The organism is Paraburkholderia sp. GAS42 (assembly GCF_050436565.1).
GTDB lineage: Bacteria > Pseudomonadota > Gammaproteobacteria > Burkholderiales > Burkholderiaceae > Paraburkholderia.
On sequence record NZ_JBNDML010000016.1, the window covers coordinates 22,742 to 43,439 of the forward strand.

Annotated in this window: 17 protein-coding genes; 7 read left to right on the forward strand and 10 right to left on the reverse strand. The window is 63.6% G+C overall.

Annotation, left to right across the window (positions count from 1 at the left end; translation table 11 throughout):
* Positions 1-2 precede the first annotated feature (2 nt).
* From P3T16_RS22630 to P3T16_RS22645, 4 genes are all read right to left on the reverse strand, one after another.
* Positions 3-1,373, reverse strand: coding sequence for a TolC family outer membrane protein (locus P3T16_RS22630; RefSeq protein WP_429343943.1), 1,371 nt, complete (start codon positions 1,371-1,373; stop codon positions 3-5).
* Positions 1,366-3,477: a peptidase domain-containing ABC transporter gene (locus P3T16_RS22635; RefSeq protein WP_429343944.1), complete on the reverse strand. Its 2,112-nt coding sequence runs from the start codon at positions 3,475-3,477 to the stop codon at positions 1,366-1,368. The genes P3T16_RS22630 and P3T16_RS22635 overlap by 8 nt, the downstream gene beginning before the upstream one ends.
* A gap of 2 nt (positions 3,478-3,479) precedes the next feature.
* Complete coding sequence (locus tag P3T16_RS22640) at positions 3,480-4,673, reverse strand: HlyD family efflux transporter periplasmic adaptor subunit (RefSeq protein WP_429343945.1); 1,194 nt, start codon at positions 4,671-4,673, stop codon at positions 3,480-3,482.
* A gap of 94 nt (positions 4,674-4,767) precedes the next feature.
* The gene (locus P3T16_RS22645) at positions 4,768-5,727 is read right to left on the reverse strand and encodes a hypothetical protein (protein ID WP_429343946.1); all 960 of its coding nucleotides are present in this window, start codon (positions 5,725-5,727) and stop codon (positions 4,768-4,770) included.
* A 93-nt stretch (positions 5,728-5,820) separates the two neighbouring features.
* On the opposite strand from P3T16_RS22645, the gene P3T16_RS22650 reads away from it, so the two are divergent.
* Positions 5,821-6,015, forward strand: a complete 195-nt coding sequence (locus tag P3T16_RS22650) for a hypothetical protein (protein WP_429343947.1) — start codon at positions 5,821-5,823, stop codon at positions 6,013-6,015.
* A 467-nt stretch (positions 6,016-6,482) separates the two neighbouring features.
* On the forward strand, positions 6,483-6,842 hold the full coding sequence (locus P3T16_RS22655) for a COG4315 family predicted lipoprotein (RefSeq protein WP_429256908.1): 360 nt from the start codon (positions 6,483-6,485) through the stop codon (positions 6,840-6,842).
* 79 nt (positions 6,843-6,921) lie between these two features.
* Here the strand turns inward: P3T16_RS22655 and P3T16_RS22660 are convergent, their stop codons facing one another.
* Positions 6,922-7,188, reverse strand: coding sequence for a hypothetical protein (locus P3T16_RS22660; RefSeq protein WP_429256909.1), 267 nt, complete (start codon positions 7,186-7,188; stop codon positions 6,922-6,924).
* 110 nt (positions 7,189-7,298) lie between these two features.
* Positions 7,299-8,378, reverse strand: coding sequence for a substrate-binding domain-containing protein (locus tag P3T16_RS22665; RefSeq protein ID WP_429256910.1), 1,080 nt, complete (start codon positions 8,376-8,378; stop codon positions 7,299-7,301).
* Positions 8,379-8,480: 102 nt separating this feature from the next.
* On the opposite strand from P3T16_RS22665, the gene P3T16_RS22670 reads away from it, so the two are divergent.
* From P3T16_RS22670 to P3T16_RS22685, 4 genes are read left to right on the forward strand one after another with little or no spacing between them, the layout of a single operon-like run.
* Positions 8,481-9,008, forward strand: coding sequence for an NAD(P)H-dependent oxidoreductase subunit E (locus P3T16_RS22670; RefSeq protein ID WP_429256911.1), 528 nt, complete (start codon positions 8,481-8,483; stop codon positions 9,006-9,008).
* Entirely contained in the window at positions 9,005-10,561 is a 1,557-nt protein-coding gene (locus tag P3T16_RS22675) for a formate dehydrogenase beta subunit (RefSeq protein WP_429343948.1), read from the forward strand. Before P3T16_RS22670 ends, P3T16_RS22675 begins: the two co-directional genes overlap by 4 nt.
* Positions 10,562-10,575: 14 nt before the next feature.
* Positions 10,576-13,506, forward strand: a complete 2,931-nt coding sequence (fdhF, locus tag P3T16_RS22680; protein WP_429343949.1) for a formate dehydrogenase subunit alpha — start codon at positions 10,576-10,578, stop codon at positions 13,504-13,506.
* A gap of 9 nt (positions 13,507-13,515) precedes the next feature.
* Positions 13,516-13,758 (forward strand): formate dehydrogenase subunit delta, encoded by a 243-nt coding sequence (locus P3T16_RS22685; protein ID WP_429256914.1) that lies wholly within the window; start codon positions 13,516-13,518, stop codon positions 13,756-13,758.
* A gap of 50 nt (positions 13,759-13,808) precedes the next feature.
* Here the strand turns inward: P3T16_RS22685 and P3T16_RS22690 are convergent, their stop codons facing one another.
* The 3 genes from P3T16_RS22690 to P3T16_RS22700 form a co-directional block, all read right to left on the reverse strand.
* Positions 13,809-15,524, reverse strand: a complete 1,716-nt coding sequence (locus P3T16_RS22690) for an FAD-dependent monooxygenase (protein ID WP_429343950.1) — start codon at positions 15,522-15,524, stop codon at positions 13,809-13,811.
* Between the two features lie 78 nt (positions 15,525-15,602).
* A complete protein-coding gene (locus tag P3T16_RS22695) occupies positions 15,603-16,697 on the reverse strand; it encodes a cation diffusion facilitator family transporter (protein WP_429344055.1) in 1,095 nt (364 codons plus the stop codon).
* A gap of 128 nt (positions 16,698-16,825) precedes the next feature.
* Positions 16,826-17,152, reverse strand: coding sequence for an ArsR/SmtB family transcription factor (locus P3T16_RS22700; protein WP_429256916.1), 327 nt, complete (start codon positions 17,150-17,152; stop codon positions 16,826-16,828).
* A gap of 126 nt (positions 17,153-17,278) precedes the next feature.
* On the opposite strand from P3T16_RS22700, the gene P3T16_RS22705 reads away from it, so the two are divergent.
* The gene (locus tag P3T16_RS22705; RefSeq protein WP_429343951.1) at positions 17,279-19,126 is read left to right on the forward strand and encodes a tetratricopeptide repeat protein; all 1,848 of its coding nucleotides are present in this window, start codon (positions 17,279-17,281) and stop codon (positions 19,124-19,126) included.
* Positions 19,127-19,228: 102 nt separating this feature from the next.
* Here the strand turns inward: P3T16_RS22705 and P3T16_RS22710 are convergent, their stop codons facing one another.
* Positions 19,229-20,527, reverse strand: a complete 1,299-nt coding sequence (locus P3T16_RS22710; protein ID WP_429343952.1) for an MFS transporter — start codon at positions 20,525-20,527, stop codon at positions 19,229-19,231.
* Positions 20,528-20,698: the final 171 nt, after the last annotated feature.

A 20,698-nucleotide genomic window follows, 5' to 3' on the forward strand; every position in this document is an offset into this window, starting at 1 on the left:
CGTCACTTTGACCCCGCCGACGGCTGTCGCACCGGCGGCTCCTGAAATGCGCCCCCTCGTGGTGCACCGTTCGTCGTGGAAACCAGCAGCGCATTCACGCGCGCCACCTCGTCGAACGTGAGGCCTGCGGTCGCGGCCTTCAGCTGCAGCAGCGCCATGATCGTCTCGTATCGCGCGCGGATCAGATCACGACGGTTCGCGTAGAACGTATCGGCGGCGCGCAGTACGTCCGCGCTACCGCGACTGCCCACCTTGTAGCCGACCTGAGTCGCCGTCAGCGCGGCACGCGACGTCTGCGCGAGGCGCGTCAGCGCGTCGATGCGCGCGATGCCTGCGCGAAAGCGCGACCAGTTTTCGCGTGCGGACGCGCCGGCCTGCCGGGTTGCCGAGGTCAAGTCGTTCTGCGCCTTGTCCTCCAGCGCGACTGTCTCGTCCACGCGTGCTTCCGTTTCGCCGCCCTCGAAAAAGGGAATGCTCACCGAGAGCATCGCTGTGTTGGTGGTGGTCGGGCGCACGTAACCGGACGCAGCGCCGGCCGGCGTATGGCTCGCCGTAATGCTGACCGTCGGCAGATAGCCGGCGCGCGCCTTTTCGACGTCGAGCTTTGCGATCCGCCAGTCGATCTGCTTCAACTGCACCTGGTAGTCGTGGCCCTCGGCCTGGGTCGCCCAGGCGTCCATGTCGTCCGGTTCGACGCGCGGCATCGTCGCCGTGTCGGCCAGTCGCGACAGTGCAGAAAACGGTTGCCCTGTTGCCTGTTCCAGCGCGAGTCGCCTGAGCCGCAGCTCGTTGCCGGCGTCCTGCTGCTGCAACTGCGCCTGAAGCACGCCGGCCTCCGCCTCGCGAAGATCGATCACCGTCGCTTCGCCAGCCGCCTGCTTGCGACGAAGCTGGTCGAGATGCGAATCGAGCGCCGCGGCATAGTCGTTGGCTCGCGCCCGTTCGTCTTCGGCAGCGAGTTCGTCGAAGTAGGCCCGTGCGGCCTTCAGAATCGACTCCTGCTGCGCCCGGGCGACTTCAGTGGCGCCGCGCGCCTCGATGAAGTCGGCCTGCCGGTAAGTCGTCCAGCGGCTCCAGTCGAACACCGGTTGCGTCAGGTTCACCGTCCAGCCGTTCTGCCAGTAGCTGGTGGTCGGGAAACCCTCGGTGGCGGTGCGGTTGTACGCGCGCCCCCACCCGCCTTCCAGGCGCGGCAGCAGCCCCGCGCGCGCTTTCGGTATGGCTTGATGTGCAGCGCGTGCGCCCGCGCGAAACGCGGCGAGATCCGCGTCATGATCGGTGGTCTGCTCGACGACGGTCATCAGATCGACCGCCTGCGCACTTTTCATGCTTGCAACAACGGCAAGCACGATCAACACCAGGTGCTTATTCATGAGCGCCCGCCTCGACGAGCGCATCATCCCGGTCGCGCACCAGCACGCCGTCGACGAGCCGGTAACGCACATCGAACGCCGACGCGAGCGACATGTCATGCGTAATCACCACGACCGTACGTTCGAGACGCTGCAACAACGCGACGATATGCCGGACCGATACAGGATCCAGATTCGACGTTGGTTCATCGAGTAACAACAGTTCACGTGGTTGATAAAGCGCGCGCGCCAGCAGCAGACGCTGTCGCTGACCTGCGGAAATATTGGCGATCGTGTCGCTGATCACCGTACGCGTGCGCATCGGCAGACGCATTACGTCAGCGAGCAACCCGACGTCGTCGAGCAGCGCGTGAATACGCGCTTCGTCCGCGTTGCCGGCGAAGAGCGAAATGTTCTCGGCAATCGAGCCGTGCAGGATCAGGTCGCCCTGGCGCATGTGCACTGCGTGACGGCGGATTTCATCGACCGTCAGATTGGGCCACGCGATGCCATTCAGCGTGATCTGTCCTTCCTGCAGCGGTTCGGCTGCGGCGAGCAGCTTGAACAGCGTCGACTTGCCGCTGCCGGACGATCCGATGATCACGATCTTGTCGCCCTTGCGAATGGTGAGACTCGCGCCCATCAGCACAGGTTGATCGGAGATGCCGTAGCGAAACGTCACGTCGCGCACATCGATCTGCTCGAACGTGCGGACTTCGACGGTCCGATGCGCGTCGCTGGCTGGTGTATATCGCTCGCTTTCGCAATCGACGATATCGCCCACACGTGCCACCGGTACGCTCAGCATGAAGTACTCAAACGCCGCGTTGATCGATCGCGCAAAACGCTCCGACAGCAACGACTTGTAGATCAGGAACGAATAGAACACACCCACTGAAATCTTGCCGCCGAGCATCAGTTGCGCCGCGAACCAGGTAATCGCGATCATGTCCGCGTAGTTCACGAGCTTGAGGATCGCGTCGCGCGCGCTGGCGAGCCGGCTGCCGTGCACGAGCGCCGCGATATAGGCGCGGTATTTCGCAATGAACATCGCCGTGCGCCGCGTTTCGCCCTGCGACAACTTGATCAGCGAAGCGGCGCGGATCGTCTCGATCAACGTGTCGTCGCAACGCGCCGATTCTTCAAGCACGAGCGCGTGCGTGTCGCGCATGCGTGCGAACAGCGCGTACGAAACGGCCACATACAGCGCAAAGATCAGCAACGCGACCGCTGTCAGTTGCCGGCTCTGCACAAGCATCAACCCCAGCGCGAGAAGACCGACCACCAGATCGATGCCAAGCGAAATCATCGTACGCGTTGCATAGATGCTGATTTCGTCCTGCGCCTTGACCCGCGCGAACAGGTCGCCCACATGACGCTTCTCGAAGTACGAAACCGGATTACGCAGCAGATGCGCGAGCAGCCCTTCGGTCATGTTGATCTGCACGAAGCCGTGCAGCAGTTCGACCAGATACGTCTGCACGTAATGACTCAAGGCGCCCGTGATGAAAATCGCGCTGAACGTCAGAATGAGGACGTTGAGCAGATTCAGGTTGTCGGCGGCGACAACGTCATCGAGCACGAGATTGCCGAGATACGGCATCGCGAGAATCGCAAACTGGCTGCCGAGCGCAACGAACATCACCTTCGCGATCTGCGCCTTGAGCTGTGGATTGAGCGCACGCACGCGGGCGAGCGCCGCCGGCACGCGCGAGCGGTTGCGCACGCGCGGCATCGACGGCGTCGGCGCGCATTCGAGCAGATAGCCCGAGACACTCGCGATAAACGTCTCCATCGATATGCGTCGCCGCCCGCTTGCCGGATCGATCACCTGCACATAACCGCGCCCGCATTGTTCGAAGACGACGAAATGCGCGCCGCCAAAGTGGAGGATCGAGCCGCGCTTGACGGCGGACAGATCGCCCGCGTCGAAACGATATGCCTGCACGGCAAGACCGAATTCGACCGCGACGTCATACAGGTCCATCAGCGTCAGACCGTTCGACGAGATCGGGCTGAATGCCTGAAGCTCGCACACTTCGGTCGCGCGGCCGAAGTGCGAGAGCACCATCGCAAGACACGCGTAGCCGCATTCGGCCACTTCATTTTGATAGATCGCGCGCACGGTTATCCCCTCAGCATGCGGAAGAACGGCGCCAGCACCCATTCGGCAATCGTCCGGCGTTCGATGACGATGCTCGCCGTCGCGCTCATACCGGGCAGGATTTCGAAGTGCTGGCGCTCGAAGTCGAAAGTGTGGCCGCGCAGCGTGGCCCACGCCATGTAGTCACCTTCGGGCGCGCGCGGCTCGGATGCGCCTGAGGGCGACATCGGCGAGCGCACTGTTGTGCGCGAGATCGAATCGATGTGCGCTTCGTAGCTGCCGAATTTCGCATACGGAAACGCGTCGAACTTGAGTCGCACGATCTGCCCTTCGCGCACGAAGCCACGGCGTCGCGATGGAATGCGCAACGCGGCGCGCAACGCCCCGCCCTCGCCGGTCGCGATGACCACCGCGACATCGGACGCGGCCAGCGTACGACCCATCACCAGCCCGGAAAACGTGACGACGCCGGCTCGCGGTGCCGAGATCGTCATGTTCTGCCGGTTCTGCTCGAACCGTACGCGGATGTCCTGAAGATCGCGTGCGTGCCGCGCGTCGAGTTCCTTCAGTTGTGCCGCAATCTCGGCCTGCAAACTTCTGGCCGTACCCAGTTCCGCCACCAGCTGTTGCCGCCGTGCGGTGCTCTGCGCGACCACGACTTTCGCCTGGTGCGTGTCCGCCTTCGCCTGTTCGATGCGGTCAGCGGTGACGTAGTCAGAAACCGATTCCAGCCGCGACAGTTTTTGCCCCGACTCGTCGACAAGCTGCCTGTTCTGCACCAGCTGCTCATCGAGCGCCGACATTTCCGCGCGCCGGCTCTGTTCGGTCAGGTGTGACGTCTCCAGCTGCGCGGACAGTTCCGCCTTGCGCTGGCTGTATTGCGCTTCGGTCGAACGGATCTGTTCGTCGCGCATGTGTTCGTCGAACGCCGTACGCTGGCGGCCGTCGCTTGCCAGCGAAAGATCCCGCTCGAGCCGGAATAGCGGCGCGCCCGTCGCCACACGTTCAGACTGATGAACGTAGATATCCGACACCAGTCCTTCGAGGCCCTGAATCTTCATCTCAGACGGCGACACGATCTCGGCGCGCACGTCCTGTTTGAGTTCGACTTCGTGGAAAAACGCGAACGCCGTCGCGACGGTCACGAGCGCTGACGTCGCGTAGGCGATCCAGCGCCACGAGACATCCTTGAATTGCGGAAGATCGATGGGTTCCATAGCCTGTTACTGCCGGCGTCGAACCGGCGTTGACACTCTGTCTGAGAAAACGCGCGACCTGATCGCGCCCGCGCACGGAAACGCGCTGACCGGCTTAACGCGTCGGCGCGAAGGCGTACATCGACGGATGAACCGCGACGAGCGAGTGAGGGTAGTTATCGGTCAGCGCAGTCTCGATGTATCCGGCGAGTTGCTGCGGCGCGCCGTGCCCGGCGAGCGGTAGCGGCTCGAACAGCTCCGCACTGAAGCGCCCCTGCTCGAAGCGCAGATAGAACGGCAGCAGGAGCGCGTCGAACTGCGTACCGAGGCGAAACACGCCGTTATGAATGCGCGCATGGCGCCCGAACATCGAGACGCCGACGGTTTCCATCGGATAGCGGTGCAACGCGAACGGCGGAACATCGGCGAACAGCACCGCGACGCCATTGCGCCTGAGCGATCGCGCGACACGCAGGCCAAGGCCGGTACGGTCATCGTCGCCATACGTGTAAAGCACGTTCACACCGGGGATAAGCGCGTGGTCGTCGCCGTACATGTCGCGCGGCACGCCCGAGACGACAGCAATCGACTCGAGACCGAGCGCAGCGCGCAAGGCATCGATGACATAGATATTCGCGTACTGCGACACGTAGTGAAACGGCGACACGATGACCGGACGTTTCGGATCGATGGCCTTCAGCCTCCGGATCTCGCTCCCGAGCCGGGCAGCGACAGACTGAAGATCGGGCCACACTTCCACGCCGCGCGACAGCCTGCCGTAATAGATGCGCTGATCGATCAGGCTTTCCCGCACGCCGCTCGCGGCCACACGCCGCCTGTCGAAGATGACGGCCCCGAGTACATCGCGGCCGATCTCGCAACGCATGACGCCGTGCCAGCGAACGCGCGCATCGACAAGACTGCGGACGCCCCAGCCCGCGAGCGCGAGACGCTCGATCGCCATCGGCGGAATACGCGCCATGAACGCGCCGCGCAGCCAGTGCGGCCAGCGCGCGATCCTGCTGCGCAGCGAAGCCAGCAGTTCAACCAGCGCGCGATACGACCTGATGTTCATGGATGTGCGGAGCATGCCAACGTGAAGACGGCCCCTTGCGGGGCCGTCTTACCAGCGACGCTCGCTTAAGCCGTTGCAACCGGCTTCGACGGCTTGGCGCTGCTCGTCTTTGCCGGAGCCGAGCAGCAGCACTTGCAGCAACCGCCTGCGACAGCTGCCTTAGCCAGTTCAGTACGTTCGATCTTCTGCATTTTAATTACCTCGTTGATTATTGATTATTTCATTTCACCCGAAATGATTAATGCCTCAAATTCGAGCGAGGCGAATCATAGCACCGGGATTTTTTGATATGAAATCCCTTTACCTTATTTTACTTTGACATTTATCCTGGAATGGACGTCACACCCAAACACGCCCAGACGCCTGATACACGCATCTAGATAGGCGAAGGCATCTGTCTCGCGACCTTCTGTCCTGGCATCCGCCGCGCCCGGCCATGCGGGCGCTGGCGGCGGTGGGTAGATTAACGCGTCATTCATCCGAAAATCCACCAGCGCATCCAGAATTAAACTGAAACGCCGGAAAATAAAAACAACCGGAGATTATCAACAGGATAACAAGGCAACGGATTACACCGACACGACACCCATACCTACAGACAGACAGGAAAACCCCGACACGGAAACTCAACCTGCAAACGGAATAATCCCCCACCGCCAGTCGTTTATCCGGAACACGCGAACGTTTTCGTCACGTGTTTTTCGTTCCGAACGCCTAAACTCCATCACAGAACGTCCACAACAGGAGATCACATCATGCGCAAGACGATGCTTTTCCTCGCCATTCTCGCGATCCAGCAGACCGCTTTTGCCGAGATGCCCAAAACCGTCGATGGTCGCTTGGTCGATGAAAACGGCATGACCCTTTACACGTTCGACAAGGACACGACGCCCGGCAAAAGCGCCTGCACCGGCGGATGCGCGACAGCCTGGCCCGCCGCGATGGCGGATTCCTACGACAAGCCGACGGGCGACTGGACCGTGATTCCGTCAGCCGATGGCAAAAAGCAGTGGGCGTACAAGGGCAAACCGGTGTATCGCTTCGCGAAGGACACCAAGGCAGGTGAAATGAATGGCGATGGCTTCAAGGATATGTGGCACACGGCGAAGCCGTGACACGACCTGAACCGGTCTGAACCGATCTGAAGCGCTCTGATCGAACCCGACGCCGCGAAACATGCGGCGTCGCAGAACATTACTGGTCTTCGGGGCACTGCAGGTTGCAGCCGTTCGGATCGCCGTTGTCACCCTTGCGGCGACGCGCCGACGGGTCGCCCTTCTGGTATTTCTTCGAGGGCGCCGATGCGGCGAACGGCATCTGCGGATGCTCGTTCAGACGGAATTCGTCCTGCAGGATGCCGCCGGGCATGCCCGGTGAGTTCTGCGCAAACGCGATCGAGACGGTACCGAAAAGTGCGCCCGCCGAGATAGCGGCGGCGCACACGTTGATCAGGAATTTCATAGGGATTCGGCGCGGCGTGACCCGCGCGTGAAGCGGGATGCGAAGCGTAGAGGGTATCGCAAACCGCGCCGCGATGCAGCGGGCGCAGGAGCGCCATTTGTTACGCGCGCTTACCCGGCCGTGCCGCTCAAGCCCTCATCGAGATCGACGACTTCGCCGCAATGGAGCGGATCGTAGCCTTCCAGCCGCGCGACGCCGCTGCGGAACCCGTTGCTCCGCAATAGCGCGGCCACCGCGGCAAGTGGCGCCCGCTCCAGCGCCTGGCGCTCGCATGCGAAGTAATAGTCTTCGTCGACCACCGGGACGAAGTCGAGCCCGAAGTGATGCGCGGCCGGCTCGACGCCGAAACCCACGTCCGCCATCCCGCTCGCGACAAAAGCGGCGATCGCCGAATGCGTTAGTTCCGTCGACGCATAGCCGTTCACACGGTCCGGATCGATATCGATGCGCCGCAACGCCAGATCGAGCAGCATCCGCGTGCCCGAGCCAGGTTGACGGTTCACGAAGCGGATATCGTCGCGCTTCAGGTCGATGAGGCCGGCGATGCCCTTCGGATTGCCCTTGGCGAGAAAGAGCCCCTGCTTGCGTCGCGTGAGATGCACGAGTACATGGCGTTGCGGATCGAGCCAACGCCGGTAGACGTCAGCACATATCTCGCGAAATTCACCGCGCGGCAGATGGAAGCCCGCGAGATCGCATTCGCCGCGCGCGAGCGCCGTGACCGACTCGGCACTGTCGCGGTACTTGATGTCGACGCCGATATCGCGCCTCACCAGCTCGGTGACGAGCGCCGCCACCGCATAACCGTGAGACGCGTGAATCCGGACGTTGTCGGTGGGCGGCGCGAGCCAGCGGTTGAGATCGCTCGCGACTTCACTGGCGAGCGCCTGCATGTTGCCGTCGAGCCGCTCGCCACACAGACGCTGCGCACGCAGCACCGCCTGTCCCAGTTCGGACAGCACGGAGCCGCGGCCGCGTTCCTTGGCGATCAACGCGCCGCCCAGCCGCTCCTCGATTGCGCGCAGCAAACCCCACGCGTGACGGTAGGACAAACCCTTAAGCGTAGCGGCCTGCGAAATGCTGCCGGACTCGTCGACAAGCGCCAGAAGCGGCACAACGTCCGTCAGACTGGCCTCCCGGCCGTCCAGGTCGCGCACGACGAGTTGCGCCTGACATTCGATTCTGATCATCGGTTCATATATGCAACGATATTTCCTATTGCGGGAGACGGGTTGTCCACCTATCTTTCTACTCAGATATACCAGATACACCAAAGCATAGATGCACACATTATGAATAACAAGTGCATATTAGACTCTGGAGGAACCCCGCAATTGAACACTACAAATACCATCGCGCCGGACGCGCTCGTGCAACGTCACGCGCGCCCGGGTATGTCACTGCTGGCGATCCTGCACGCTATCCAGGACGAAGCCGGGTTCGTGCCGCCCGAGGTCATCGCACCGCTTGCGCAGGCGACGAATCTGTCGCGTGCCGAAGTGCACGGCGTCATCACGTACTACCATCACTTCCGTACGCAGCCCGCTGCGCGGATCACCGTGCAGCTCTGCCGCGCGGAAGCGTGTCGCAGCATGGGCACCGAAGCGCTCGCACAGCACATCGAGGCGCGTACCGGTTGCCGCTTCGATGCTGAGCACAGCCACACCGATGCGGTTGGGCTCGAATCGGTGTATTGCCTCGGTCAGTGCGCGCTCTCCCCGGCGATGATGATCAACGACACATTGCACGCGAAAGTCACGCCACAGAAGTTCGATGCGCTCCTCGCCGCTGCTACCCGACGTGTGGAGGAAACGGTATGACGCGCGTCTATATTCCCCGCGATTCGTCCGCCCTCGCGCTCGGCGCTGATGCGCTCGCTGAAGCCATTGCAGCCGAAGCCGCCCGTCGTGGCATTGCTGTCGACGTGATTCGCAATGGTTCGCGCGGTCTGCTGTATCTCGAACCGCTGGTCGAAGTGGAAACATCGGCGGGGCGCGTCGGTTACGCGAACGTCGAAGAAACCGACGTCGCGTCGCTGTTCGATGCGGGCTTCATCGAAGGCAAAGCGCACGCACGCCACGTCGGCGTAGTCGACGACATTCCGTATCTGAAGAAGCAGCAGCGCCTGACGTTCGCGCGTATCGGCATCACCGATCCGCTGTCGACCGAAGACTATGTCGCGCATGGTGGCATCGAAGGCCTGAAGCAGGCGCTCGCAATGGACGGCGCCGCCGCCTGCGATGCGCTGATCGAATCGGGCCTGCGTGGACGCGGCGGCGCAGCGTTCCCGGCCGGCATCAAATGGCGGACGGTCCGCGCGGCGCTCGCCGATCAAAAGTACATCGTCTGCAACGCGGACGAAGGCGATTCCGGCACGTTCTCCGATCGTCTCGTGATGGAAAGCGACCCGTACGTGCTGATCGAAGGGATGATCATCGCGGGCATCGTGACGGGCGCCACGGTCGGCCATATCTACGTGCGCAGCGAGTATCCGCATTCGATCGCGACGCTCGAGGCCGCAATCCAGAAAGCGCGCGCCGCCGGCTGGCTCGGCGACAGCGTGCTCGGCTCGGCACATCGCTTCGAACTGTTCGTCGCGAAAGGCGCGGGCGCTTACGTGTGCGGCGAAGAAACGGCGCTGCTCGAATCGCTCGAAGGCAAACGCGGCATCGTGCGCGCGAAGCCGCCGCTGCCCGCGCTTGCCGGCCTGTTCGGCAAGCCGACCGTGATCAACAATGTGATCACGCTCGCGACGGTGCCGATCATCTTCGCAAAAGGCGCGGCGTTCTATAAGGACTTCGGCATGGGCCGCTCGCGCGGCACGCTGCCGTTCCAGCTGGCAGGCAACGTGAAGCAGGGCGGCCTCGTCGAAATCGCGTTCGGCGTGACGCTGCGCGAACTGCTTTACGACTACGGCGGCGGCACGGCAAGCGGCCGGCCGGCGCGTGCCGTGCAGGTCGGCGGCCCGCTCGGCACGTATCTGCCCGAAAGTCAGTGGGATATCCCGATGGATTACGAGGCGTACGCGGCGGTCGGCGCGGTGGTCGGTCACGGCGGACTCGTCGTGCATGACGACACGTCCAATCTCGCCGAACTCGCGCAATATGCGATGCACTTCTGCGCGCTGGAATCGTGCGGCAAATGCACGCCGTGCCGGATCGGCTCGACGCGCGGCGTCGAAGTCATTGGACGCATCCGCAACGGCGATACGTCGACGCAGCAGGTGCAACTGCTGCGCGATCTGTGCGACACGATGGTCGCGGGTTCGCTGTGCGCAATGGGCGGCATGACGCCCTTCCCGGTGCTGTCCGCACTCGACCATTTCCCCGAAGACTTCGGTCTCGACACCGCGCCGAAAGCGGCGGCGGCCTGACGATGGAGCCCAACATGTCCGACCTGCTCAACCCGAAAGCTGGTGGCTGCGGCTCCGGCAATTGTGCGTGCAAATCCGCGGCGCGCGACCCGTTCGACGACACCGATTACGGCACGCCACTTCGTCACGCCGATGTGAGTGTGACGCTCGAAATCGACGGCGAATCGGTCACGGTGCCGGCCGGTACGTCAGTGATGCGCGCCGCCGCCGAAGCCGGCGTGAATGTGCCGAAGCTCTGCGCCACCGATTCACTCGAACCGTTCGGCTCGTGCCGTCTGTGTCTGGTTGAAATCGAAGGGCGGCGCGGTTATCCGGCATCGTGCACGACGCCGGTCGAAGCCGGCATGAAGGTGAGCACGCAGACCGACCGTCTGCAGTCGCTGCGCCGTAACGTGATGGAGCTGTACATCTCCGATCACCCGCTCGACTGCCTGACCTGCCCCGCCAATGGCGACTGCGAACTGCAGGACATGGCCGGCGTGACGGGCCTGCGCGAGGTGCGTTACGGCTTCGATGGCGCGAACCATCTGAAGGATAAAAAGGACGAGTCGAATCCGTACTTCACGTACGACCCGTCGAAGTGCATCGTCTGTAACCGCTGCGTGCGCGCGTGCGAAGAAACGCAGGGCACGTTCGCACTGACGATCGCCGGACGCGGCTTCGAATCGCGCGTCGCCGCGAGCGAAAACGTGCCGTTCATGGAATCGGAATGCGTATCGTGCGGCGCGTGTGTCGCCGCATGCCCGACTGCGACGCTGCAGGAAAAGACCGTCGTGATGCTCGGCCAGCCCGAACACTCCGTGGTGACGACGTGCGCGTACTGCGGCGTCGGCTGCTCGTTCAAGGCGGAGATGAAGGGCAGCCAGGTCGTGCGCATGGTGCCGTACAAGAACGGCGGCGCAAACGAAGGTCACGCGTGCGTGAAGGGCCGCTTCGCATGGGGCTACGCGACGCACAAGGACCGCATCAAGAAGCCGATGATCCGCGCGAAGATCACCGATCCGTGGCGCGAGGTCAGCTGGGAAGAAGCGATCAGCTATGCGGCATCGGAATTCCGCCGTATCCAGGCGAAGCATGGCCGCGATTCAATTGGCGGCATCACTTCGTCGCGCTGCACGAACGAAGAAACCTATCTCGTGCAGAAGCTCGTGCGCGCCGCGTTCGGCAACAACAACGTCGACACCTGCGCACGCGTCTGCCACTCGCCGACCGGCTATGGCCTGAAGACGACGCTCGGCGAATCGGCCGGCACGCAGACATTCGCATCGGTCGACAAGGCCGATGTGATCGTCGTGATCGGCGCGAATCCGACCGACGGCCACCCGGTATTCGCCTCGCGTCTGAAGCGTCGTGTGCGCGAAGGCGCGAAGCTGATCGTCGTCGATCCGCGCGTGATCGACATCGTCGATACGCCGCACGTGAAGGCCGTGCATCACCTGCAACTGCGGCCGGGCACGAACGTCGCGATTGTCAATGCACTCGCGCACGTGATCGTTACCGAAGGCCTGCTCGCAGAACAGTTCATCGCGGAACGGTGTGAAGACCGCGCGTTCCAGCAATGGCGTGACTTCGTCGCGCTGCCGGAAAACGCGCCGGAAGCGACCGCCGAAGTGACCGGTGTGCCGGCAGAAACGGTTCGTTCAGCGGCCCGCATCTACGCAACGGGCGGCAACGCGGCGATCTATTACGGCCTCGGCGTCACGGAGCACGCACAAGGCTCGACCGCCGTGATGGGCATCGCGAACCTCGCGATGGCGACGGGCAACATCGGCCGCGAAGGCGTTGGCGTGAACCCGCTGCGCGGCCAGAACAACGTGCAGGGTTCGTGCGACATGGGCTCATTCCCGCACGAACTGCCGGGCTATCGCCATATCAGCGATACGACGACGCGCGCGCTCTTCGAAGATGCGTGGAACTGCACGCTGCAACCCGAACCGGGCCTGCGCATTCCGAACATGTTCGATGCCGCCACGCACGGCACGTTCATGGGCCTCTATTGCCAGGGCGAGGACATCGTCCAGTCGGATCCGAACACGCACCACGTGGCGGCCGCACTGTCGGCGATGGAATGCATCGTCGTGCAGGACATTTTCCTGAACGAAACCGCGAAGTACGCCCACGTGCTGCTGCCGGGCGCGACGTTCCTCGAAAAGGACGGCACGTTCACGAATGCGGAACGTCGTATCTCCCGCGTTCGCAAGGTGATGCCGCCGCTCGCCGGCTACGCCGACTGGGAAGTGACGCTGCTGCTGTCGCGTGCGCTCGGCTACGAAATGGACTACACGCATCCGTCGGAAATCATGGACGAAATTGCGCGTCTGACGCCGACGTTCCATGGTGTCTCGTACAAGAAGCTCGACCAGCTGGGCAGCATCCAGTGGCCGTGTAACGAGAACGCCCCGGACGGCACGCCGACGATGCACATCGATACGTTCGTGCGCGGCAAAGGCAAGTTTGTGATCACGAAGTTCATCGCTTCGCCAGAAAAGGTCACGCGCAGGTTCCCGCTGCTGCTGACGACGGGCCGCATCCTGTCGCAGTACAACGTCGGCGCGCAGACACGTCGTACGGAGAATTCGCGCTGGCATGACGAAGACCGGCTCGAACTGCATCCGCACGATGCCGAGGAACGCGGCGTCAAGACAGGCGACTGGGTCGGGATCGAATCGCGTGCAGGACAGACCGTGCTGCGCGCGAAGGTGACGGAGCGGATGCAGCCGGGCGTCGTGTACACGACGTTCCACTTCCCCGAGTCCGGCGCGAATGTGATCACCACCGACAGTTCCGACTGGGCCACCAACTGCCCCGAGTACAAGGTGACAGCGGTGCAGGTGATGCCGGTCGAACAGCCGTCGGAATGGCAGCAGCACTATTCGCGCTTCAATGCCGAGCAGCTCGATCTGCATGAGCAGCGCGAGCTGTCGAACGCGACGGCAGGCAAGTGAGGGCACACCATGGATGACAACAATCTGATCGACATGGCGAACCGGATCGGCGACTTCTTCGGTTCGCTGCCGGATCACGAGGAAGCGCTGACCAGCATCGCCGATCACATCCGCCGCTTCTGGGAACCGCGGATGCGTCGCGCGATTCTGGCGACGCTCGATACGCCCGGCGCAACCGAAGTCGTGATGTCGGACATCGTCAGGGAAGCGCTATTGAAGTATCGCGACAAGCTGACACCGGTCGCCGCCTGAATCTCGCAGTGGTAGTACAAGACGCCGGACGCCTGTTGCGTTCGGCGTTTTCATTCGATGTCCCGCTCCGCCTGCGTGCTTTTGGTGAACCACGCTTCGCAGTGACGTAACAAGCCGTTCAGATCGGAGGCCGGGCGGCCACGCGCGGCGATATAACCGTCCGGGCGCAGCAGATAGAACGCCGGGCGCGTGCGTCCATAGGAATCGGTCAGCGTCGGGCCACCTTCGCCCTGCACATCGGTCAGACGCCAGATGCGCATCGCGTCTGGCATCAGTTGCCCTACTTCTTCGACAAAGCGCTTCAGGTCCGCATCGCGCGCGGCTTCGCGGGCGGTGACCGGATCGTGCGTGGCTTCTTCGTCCGTGTCGGGCGCAACCAGCAGCAGCAACGAGAAGTACGCCGGGTCGTGCAGATCGTACAGGCAGCCGACGCCGGGCGCGCGTCCGAGCGGGCCGTCGAGCACATGCACATACGCATCGGGCGCGCGCTCACCGGCGCGCGGGCCGCCATCGAGCACGCGTTCGAGCGTCAACGGACTGCGCCGGTACTGGATCGACAGCTCGCTGACCGTGCGCCGCGCTGCGTCGCGCAACGGTCCGAGCGCGGACAGCACGGGCATGACGCGTTCGCGCAGCAATTTCAGCGGACCATGATCGGCTTCGGCAAGATGCGTGACGAAGCTCGTCTGTCGCAAGACGTCGCGCTCGATCGGATGACGTTCGATGTGGTACGTGTCGAGCAGCCGGTCGGGCGCATCGCCCGAGAGCACGCGCGCGAGTTTCCAGCCAAGGTTGAATGCTTCCTGAATCCCGGTGTTCATGCCCTGCGCACCGGCCGGGCTGTGCACATGCGCGGCGTCGCCGGCAAGGAAGACGCGCTCGGCGCGCAGCTGCCCGACCATGCGGCTGTTCAGATGAAAATACGACGACCAGTTCAGCGCCGACAACGTAATGGGATGCTGCACGCGTCGTCCGACGATCGCCTTGCATTCATCGAGCGAAGGCGGCGTGGCCGGAATCGACGACGCGGGCGCCGCCTCGCCGTTCATCGCCATCGCCTCGAACGGTTGAAGTGGATGATCGGCGATCAGCCGGTAGCGCTCCTCGCCCATCGGGAACAGCCCGGCAAGCCCTTCGCCTGACGCGAAGATATGGAACTCGTCGTCGGGCCAGTCGACGTCGGCCTGTATGTCGGCAAGCAGAAAGGTCTGCTCGAACGTCTTGCCCGAAAAGCTCACGCCGAGCCGGTGGCGCACCGCGCTATGCGCGCCGTCAGCGGCGATCAGATACGAAGGATGCAGCGTCTCGATGTGACCGTCAGCGCGTTGCAGCGTCGCGTTGAGGCCCGCCGAGCCCTGCGAGAACGCAGTCAGCTCGACGCCGCGCTCGATCGTGACGCCGAGCGTCTCGAGATGCCCGGTCAGAAGCCGTTCGGTAATGGATTGATCGATGAACAGCAGATACGGATAACGCGTCTGCAACGGATCGAAATCGAGCCGCGCGCGACGTTGTCCATTCGAATAGAGATTGGCGGCGCGCGCCCGATGCCCGAGTTCAAGAAACGGCTCGACGATGCGATGCTGTTCGAGCAGTTCGAGCGTGCGCGCCTGGATGCCGATCGCGCGCGAGTCAGGTGCAGGCTGCGATGCGCGGTCGATGAGACGCACTGGTATGCGCGCCCGGGCAAGGCTCATCGCGGCAGCAAGCCCGGTCGGACCCGCGCCGACGATCAGCACCGGCGGCGCGTCGAGAGGAACAGCGGCCATGCAGGGCTCCAGACACTGACGTGTGTCTAGTGTACGCCGCCATATTTTTGTCCGACGATGCAGCGCATCAAATGCGTTTCAACGCTTCGGCGCGGGGTGATCGAGCACGCAGCGGTGATCGGTCGTGCCGAGATCGACCTGCAGCGTCGCGTGATGCATCGCGAAGCGCTCGCGCAACGTCTTCACGATGCCGTCGACGTACTCGTCGCCCGGGTGGCCATCCGGCATCACGACGTGCACGCTCAGCGCATTGCCGGTGGTCGACAGTGCCCACACGTGCAGATCATGCACGTCGATAACGCCGGGCTGCGAACCGAGGTAGTCGCGGATGCGCTGCAGGTCGACGCCAGGCGGCACGGCGTCGAGCGCGAGGCACATCGAATCGCGCGCGAGGCCCCACGTGCCGTACACAATCACCGCAACCACCATGATGCTCATCACCGGATCAAGCCACGTCCAGTTCGTGAAAAGAATCACGAGCCCGCTGATGGCGACCGCGGCGGAGATCAATGCGTCGGCGGCCATGTGCAGGAATGCGCCGCGAACGTTGAGATCTTCTTTCTGGCCGCGCATGAAAAGCCACGCCGCAAAGCCGTTGCCGATCATGCCGAGCGTCGCGACGATGAACACGTCGAGCCCGGCGACCGGCGCCGGATGAAACAGACGCCCGATCGCCTCGGCGATGATCACGCCGCACGCGAACAGCAGCAGGCCGGCATTCGCGAGCGACGCCAGAATCGACGAACTGCCGAGGCCGAAGGTATAACGCGCAGACGGACGGCGTGTCGTGAGCCAGATCGCGCCCCATGCGAGCAGCAGACCGAGCACGTCGGAGAGATTGTGGCCGGCGTCGGCGAGCAGCGCCGTCGAGTTCGCGAGCACACCGTAGACGCCCTGAATCACGACGATCGCCACGTTCAGCGCGACGGCGAGCGCGAATACCCGGCCCTGTCCTGGTACGGGCGCGTGATGATGGTGATGGCCGTGGCCCCCATGACCGTGACTATGGCCGGCGTGGCTGCTGTGAGCGTGACCGGCGTGGTCCTCGTGTTCTGCGTGACCGGCATGGTCGTGCTCGTGCGCCTGACCAGCGTGATCGTGCTCCCCGTGATCATGACCCGCGTGATCGCATCCAGCACCGTGCCGATGCGACTGCGCCCGTGTGTACTTCATATGACCCGAAGCCGAAGCCGAAGCCGAAGCCGTATGCCCGCCCGTTTCCCCATCGGCATCGGTCTTATCGACCGACGACGGCGCGTGTTCTTCCCGCTCCCCGGCCGGATGGTTCCGGTTTGGCGTATTCATGATTCTTGTTCCATGGAAAATTCAGCGACCGGTTCGGCCACGTGTTCGAGCATGCCCGCGAGCATCGCGCTGATGTGCAGGTCGGCGGCCAGATAAAACACCTGCTTGCCCTGACGCTCTGCCCGCACGATGCGGGCCGCGCGCAGCAGCCGCAAATGATGGCTCACCAGCGAAGGCGACAGCCCGAGCAGTTCAGCGATCGCGCCCACTGCGCGCTTGCCGTCCGCGCAGGCAAGGACGATCCGCAGACGCGTCGGATCGCCGAGCAGCCGGAACAGATCGGCAAGCTGCACGACGCGGTCATCCTGTGTTGAAGGAGTCATCGTAGACGTACATATGAACAGTTGTTCACATGTTATACATTGACGTGGCCCGCGTCAATCAGGGGATGCCTCGCCGAGTGTGGGAAAATGCGGCGTCTGTCTTACCGAACTGCCCTTCCCACCGTCATGCAACCTGTTTTTGACCGCGCCTGGGCGGCGCATCGTGACGGTCGACTCGACGACGCTGAGCGCGATTACCTCGCGACCCTCGCCGCCGATCCCGTCCACGTCGACGCCCTGCATCTGCTTGGCGTCCTGCGCCACCAGCAGGGCCAGCACGCCGCCGCCGCCGATCTCGTGAAGCGCGCGGCCGATCTGCGCCCGGACGACGCCGCACTGCAACTGAATCTCGGCAACGCGCTGAAGGCGCTCGGCCGCCTGGATGGCGCCATCGAGCGCTTTCGCAACGCGCTCTCGCTCGCGCCGACGTTTCCGATGGCGCACTACAACCTCGGCAACGCGTACGCCGCGGCCGGACGCCACGAAGACGCCGCCGATGCGTTCCGCAGGTCGTTGCGGCTGCAGCCGGCGGACGCGTCGTCGCATAACAACCTCGGTAACGCGCTGCACGCGCTGGGTCAGCATCGCGACGCCGTCGTCTCGTTCGAGCGTGCGCTCGAGCTGCGTCCAGGTCACGCGGGCGCCCACAACAATCTCGGCATGGCGCTCAATGCGCTGAACCAGCCCGACGACGCGATCACGCAGTTTCAGGCGGCGCTCGCCACGGAGCCGCGCTTTGTCGCCGCCAGATTCAATCTGGCAAACACACTCGACGCGCTCGGCAGGCATGAAGAAGCGGTCGCAGCATTCGAAGCGACGCTCGCGATGCAGCCGCATCTCGCGCCCGCGCTGTTCGGACTCGGCAACGCGCTCGCGGCGCTCGGGAGCCACGCGCAGGCCGCGCAGCAGTTCGAGCGCGCGGTCGGGCTCGATCCGGCGTTCAGTCTCGCGTGGCTCGGGCTCGGCACGTCGCGTCACGCGCTTGGTGCGCTCGAAGCGGCCGTGCGTGCGTTCGATCAGGCGTTGCGGTTGCGGGACGATCTGGCGTCGGCGCATATGAACCGCGCGCTGGTCTGGCTGACGCAGGGCGACTTCGCGCGCGGACTGCCGGAATACGAGTGGCGGCTTGAAACGACCGCTCACCCCGTTCATCTGCCGATGCCGCGCTGGCGCGGCGAGCCAATCGAAGGCAAAACGCTCTTTGTTTATGCCGAGCAGGGATTCGGCGACACGCTGCAGTTCGTGCGCTTCGTGCCGCTCATTGCTCGCAAGGGCGTGCGGGTCGTGCTCGAAGTGCAGCCCCAGTTGCTGCCGATTCTTGCGCCCGTCGCGCAGGAATGGCGCGTCACGCTGATCGCGCAGGGCACGCCGCGGCCGCGCGCCGATCTGCATTGCCCGCTGTTGAGCCTGCCACTCGCGCTCGGCACCACCTTCGACACGATTCCGGCCCGCACGCCGTATCTCAGCGTGCCGCCGGCGTACGGACGCAAGTGGCGCGGATCGCTCGGCGGTCGCGCGAAACGCAAGATCGGGCTCGCGTGGTCGGGCCGCATCCAGCAGCACGAAAACCGCACGATGCCGCTTGCCGCACTCGACCCGCTGTTCGCGCTTGAAGGTATCGACTGGATCGTGCTGCAGCCGGACCTGCGCGCCGAAGAGCGCGCAGCGCTCGATGCGCATCCGCGCGCTGCATCGATTCATCGCTTCGAGCAACGCATCGCCGATTTTGCGGACACTGCCGCGATCATCGAGCGGCTCGATGCAGTCGTGTCGATCGATACGTCGATCGCTCACCTTGCCGGCGCATTGCGCAAGCCGCTCTGGCTGATGCTTCCGTTCGCCGCCGACTGGCGCTGGTTCACCGGCGACACAAGCAGCCCGTGGTACCCGGGCGTCGAGCTCGTGCGCCAGCCGCAACCGGGTGCGTGGGACGAGGTCGTGGGAACCGTCGCGCTCGCGTTGCGCGACGCATAAACAAAACCCCACGTTCATCACCAACGTGGGGTTGTCGAATCAACCACATCTACCTTGTGCGGCCTGCGTCACGCGATCCGCGCGACGCAGGCGAGTGGTTCGCTACGCCGTCCGGTACTGGTTGCGCGCCTCAGGCGTGCGATACAGCACGAGCGTCGCGATCAGACCGACGATCGCCGCCACGCCCATCCACAGACCCGGCGCGGCCTTGTTACCCGTCGTGTGAATCAGCAGCGTCGAGATTGCCGGCGTGAAGCCACCGATCGTCGTCGCGAGACTGTAGGCGAGGGAAAAACCTGCCGTGCGCACTTCGACCGGCATCACTTCGGTCAGCCCGACGACCATCGCGCCGTTATAGCAGCCATACAGGAACGACAGCCACAGTTCGACCATCAGGAGACGCAGGAACGACGGATCGCTGACGAGCCACTGCACCGCCGGATACGACGTGAGAATCGTCAAAATCGTGAACGTCAGCAGCACCGGGCGACGGCCGATACGATCCGACAATGCGCCCGACAGCGGCAGCCAGATCAGGTTCGACACCCCGACGCACACCGTGACCATCAGCACATCGACCGACGACAGCTTCAGCACTTCCTTGCCGAAGGTCGGTGTGTAGGCGGTGATCATGTAGAACGACACGGTCGTCATGATGACCATGCCCATGCCGGCCAGCACGACGCCCCAGTTCTGCACCATCGACTTCATGATCTCGCCCATCGACGGACGATGCTTGCGCGCGAGAAACTCGTCGGTTTCCTGCAGCGAGCGGCGGATGATGAACAGGAACGGTACGATCAGGCAGCCCACCAGGAACGGCACGCGCCAGCCCCAGGCCGTCATCTGGTCGGCCGGCAGAATCTGGTTTAGAACCACGCCGATCAGCGCGGCGAACACGACGGCCACCTGCTGGCTACCCGACTGCCATGCGCAGTAGAAGCCCTTGTTGCCCTTCGTCGCGATCTCCGACAGATAGACCGACACGCCACCCAGTTCGACACCCGCCGAGAAGCCCTGCAACAGCCGTCCGAACAGCACGAGTATCGGCGCCAGCACGCCGATCGTCGCGTAGCCAGGAATCGCCGCGACCGTGAGCGTACCGAGCGCCATCAAACCCAGCGTGAGGATCAGGCCTTTGCGCCGGCCGTGGTGATCGATGTACGCGCCGAGCACAATCGCGCCGAGCGGACGCATCAGGAAGCCCGCGCCGAACACCGACAGCGACAGCATGAGCGAGGCGAATTCGTTGCCGCTCGGAAAGTAGGTCCTGGCAATGGCCGACGCGTAATAGCCATAGACCATAAAGTCGTACATCTCAAGAAAGTTGCCGCTGACCACGCGGAAAACTGTCTTGAACTTCGACTCGTTTGAGGAAGATGCGTGGGACGCAGTAGACATGACGTTCTCTGATTGGCTGCTCACCGCGCTGGCGACGATAAACAGCAGTTGAAACGACCACGGCGTCGGCGATAGACGCGCGCAGCAACATCGGGATGTGGACGCGCCACGGGCGATTCTTATGTCGATGCGCAGCGCATCGGCGCGATATCCGGGTATCACTTGAGGAGG

Bases quoted from the DNA above. Each gene is read 5' to 3' on its own strand.
- P3T16_RS22630 (WP_429343943.1), bottom strand. From the start codon at position 1,373: ATGAATAAGCACCTGGTGTTGATCGTGCTTGCCGTTGTTGCAAGCATG.
- P3T16_RS22640 (WP_429343945.1), bottom strand. From the start codon at position 4,673: ATGGAACCCATCGATCTTCCGCAATTCAAGGATGTCTCGTGGCGCTGG.
- P3T16_RS22645 (WP_429343946.1), bottom strand. From the start codon at position 5,727: ATGAACATCAGGTCGTATCGCGCGCTGGTTGAACTGCTGGCTTCGCTG.
- P3T16_RS22655 (WP_429256908.1), top strand. From the start codon at position 6,483: ATGCGCAAGACGATGCTTTTCCTCGCCATTCTCGCGATCCAGCAGACC.
- P3T16_RS22660 (WP_429256909.1), bottom strand. From the start codon at position 7,188: ATGAAATTCCTGATCAACGTGTGCGCCGCCGCTATCTCGGCGGGCGCA.
- P3T16_RS22665 (WP_429256910.1), bottom strand. From the start codon at position 8,378: ATGATCAGAATCGAATGTCAGGCGCAACTCGTCGTGCGCGACCTGGAC.
- P3T16_RS22670 (WP_429256911.1), top strand. From the start codon at position 8,481: ATGAATAACAAGTGCATATTAGACTCTGGAGGAACCCCGCAATTGAAC.
- P3T16_RS22675 (WP_429343948.1), top strand. From the start codon at position 9,005: ATGACGCGCGTCTATATTCCCCGCGATTCGTCCGCCCTCGCGCTCGGC.
- fdhF (WP_429343949.1), top strand. From the start codon at position 10,576: ATGTCCGACCTGCTCAACCCGAAAGCTGGTGGCTGCGGCTCCGGCAAT.
- P3T16_RS22685 (WP_429256914.1), top strand. From the start codon at position 13,516: ATGGATGACAACAATCTGATCGACATGGCGAACCGGATCGGCGACTTC.
- P3T16_RS22690 (WP_429343950.1), bottom strand. From the start codon at position 15,524: ATGGCCGCTGTTCCTCTCGACGCGCCGCCGGTGCTGATCGTCGGCGCG.
- P3T16_RS22695 (WP_429344055.1), bottom strand. From the start codon at position 16,697: ATGAAGTACACACGGGCGCAGTCGCATCGGCACGGTGCTGGATGCGAT.
- P3T16_RS22700 (WP_429256916.1), bottom strand. From the start codon at position 17,152: ATGACTCCTTCAACACAGGATGACCGCGTCGTGCAGCTTGCCGATCTG.
- P3T16_RS22705 (WP_429343951.1), top strand. From the start codon at position 17,279: ATGCAACCTGTTTTTGACCGCGCCTGGGCGGCGCATCGTGACGGTCGA.
- P3T16_RS22710 (WP_429343952.1), bottom strand. From the start codon at position 20,527: ATGTCTACTGCGTCCCACGCATCTTCCTCAAACGAGTCGAAGTTCAAG.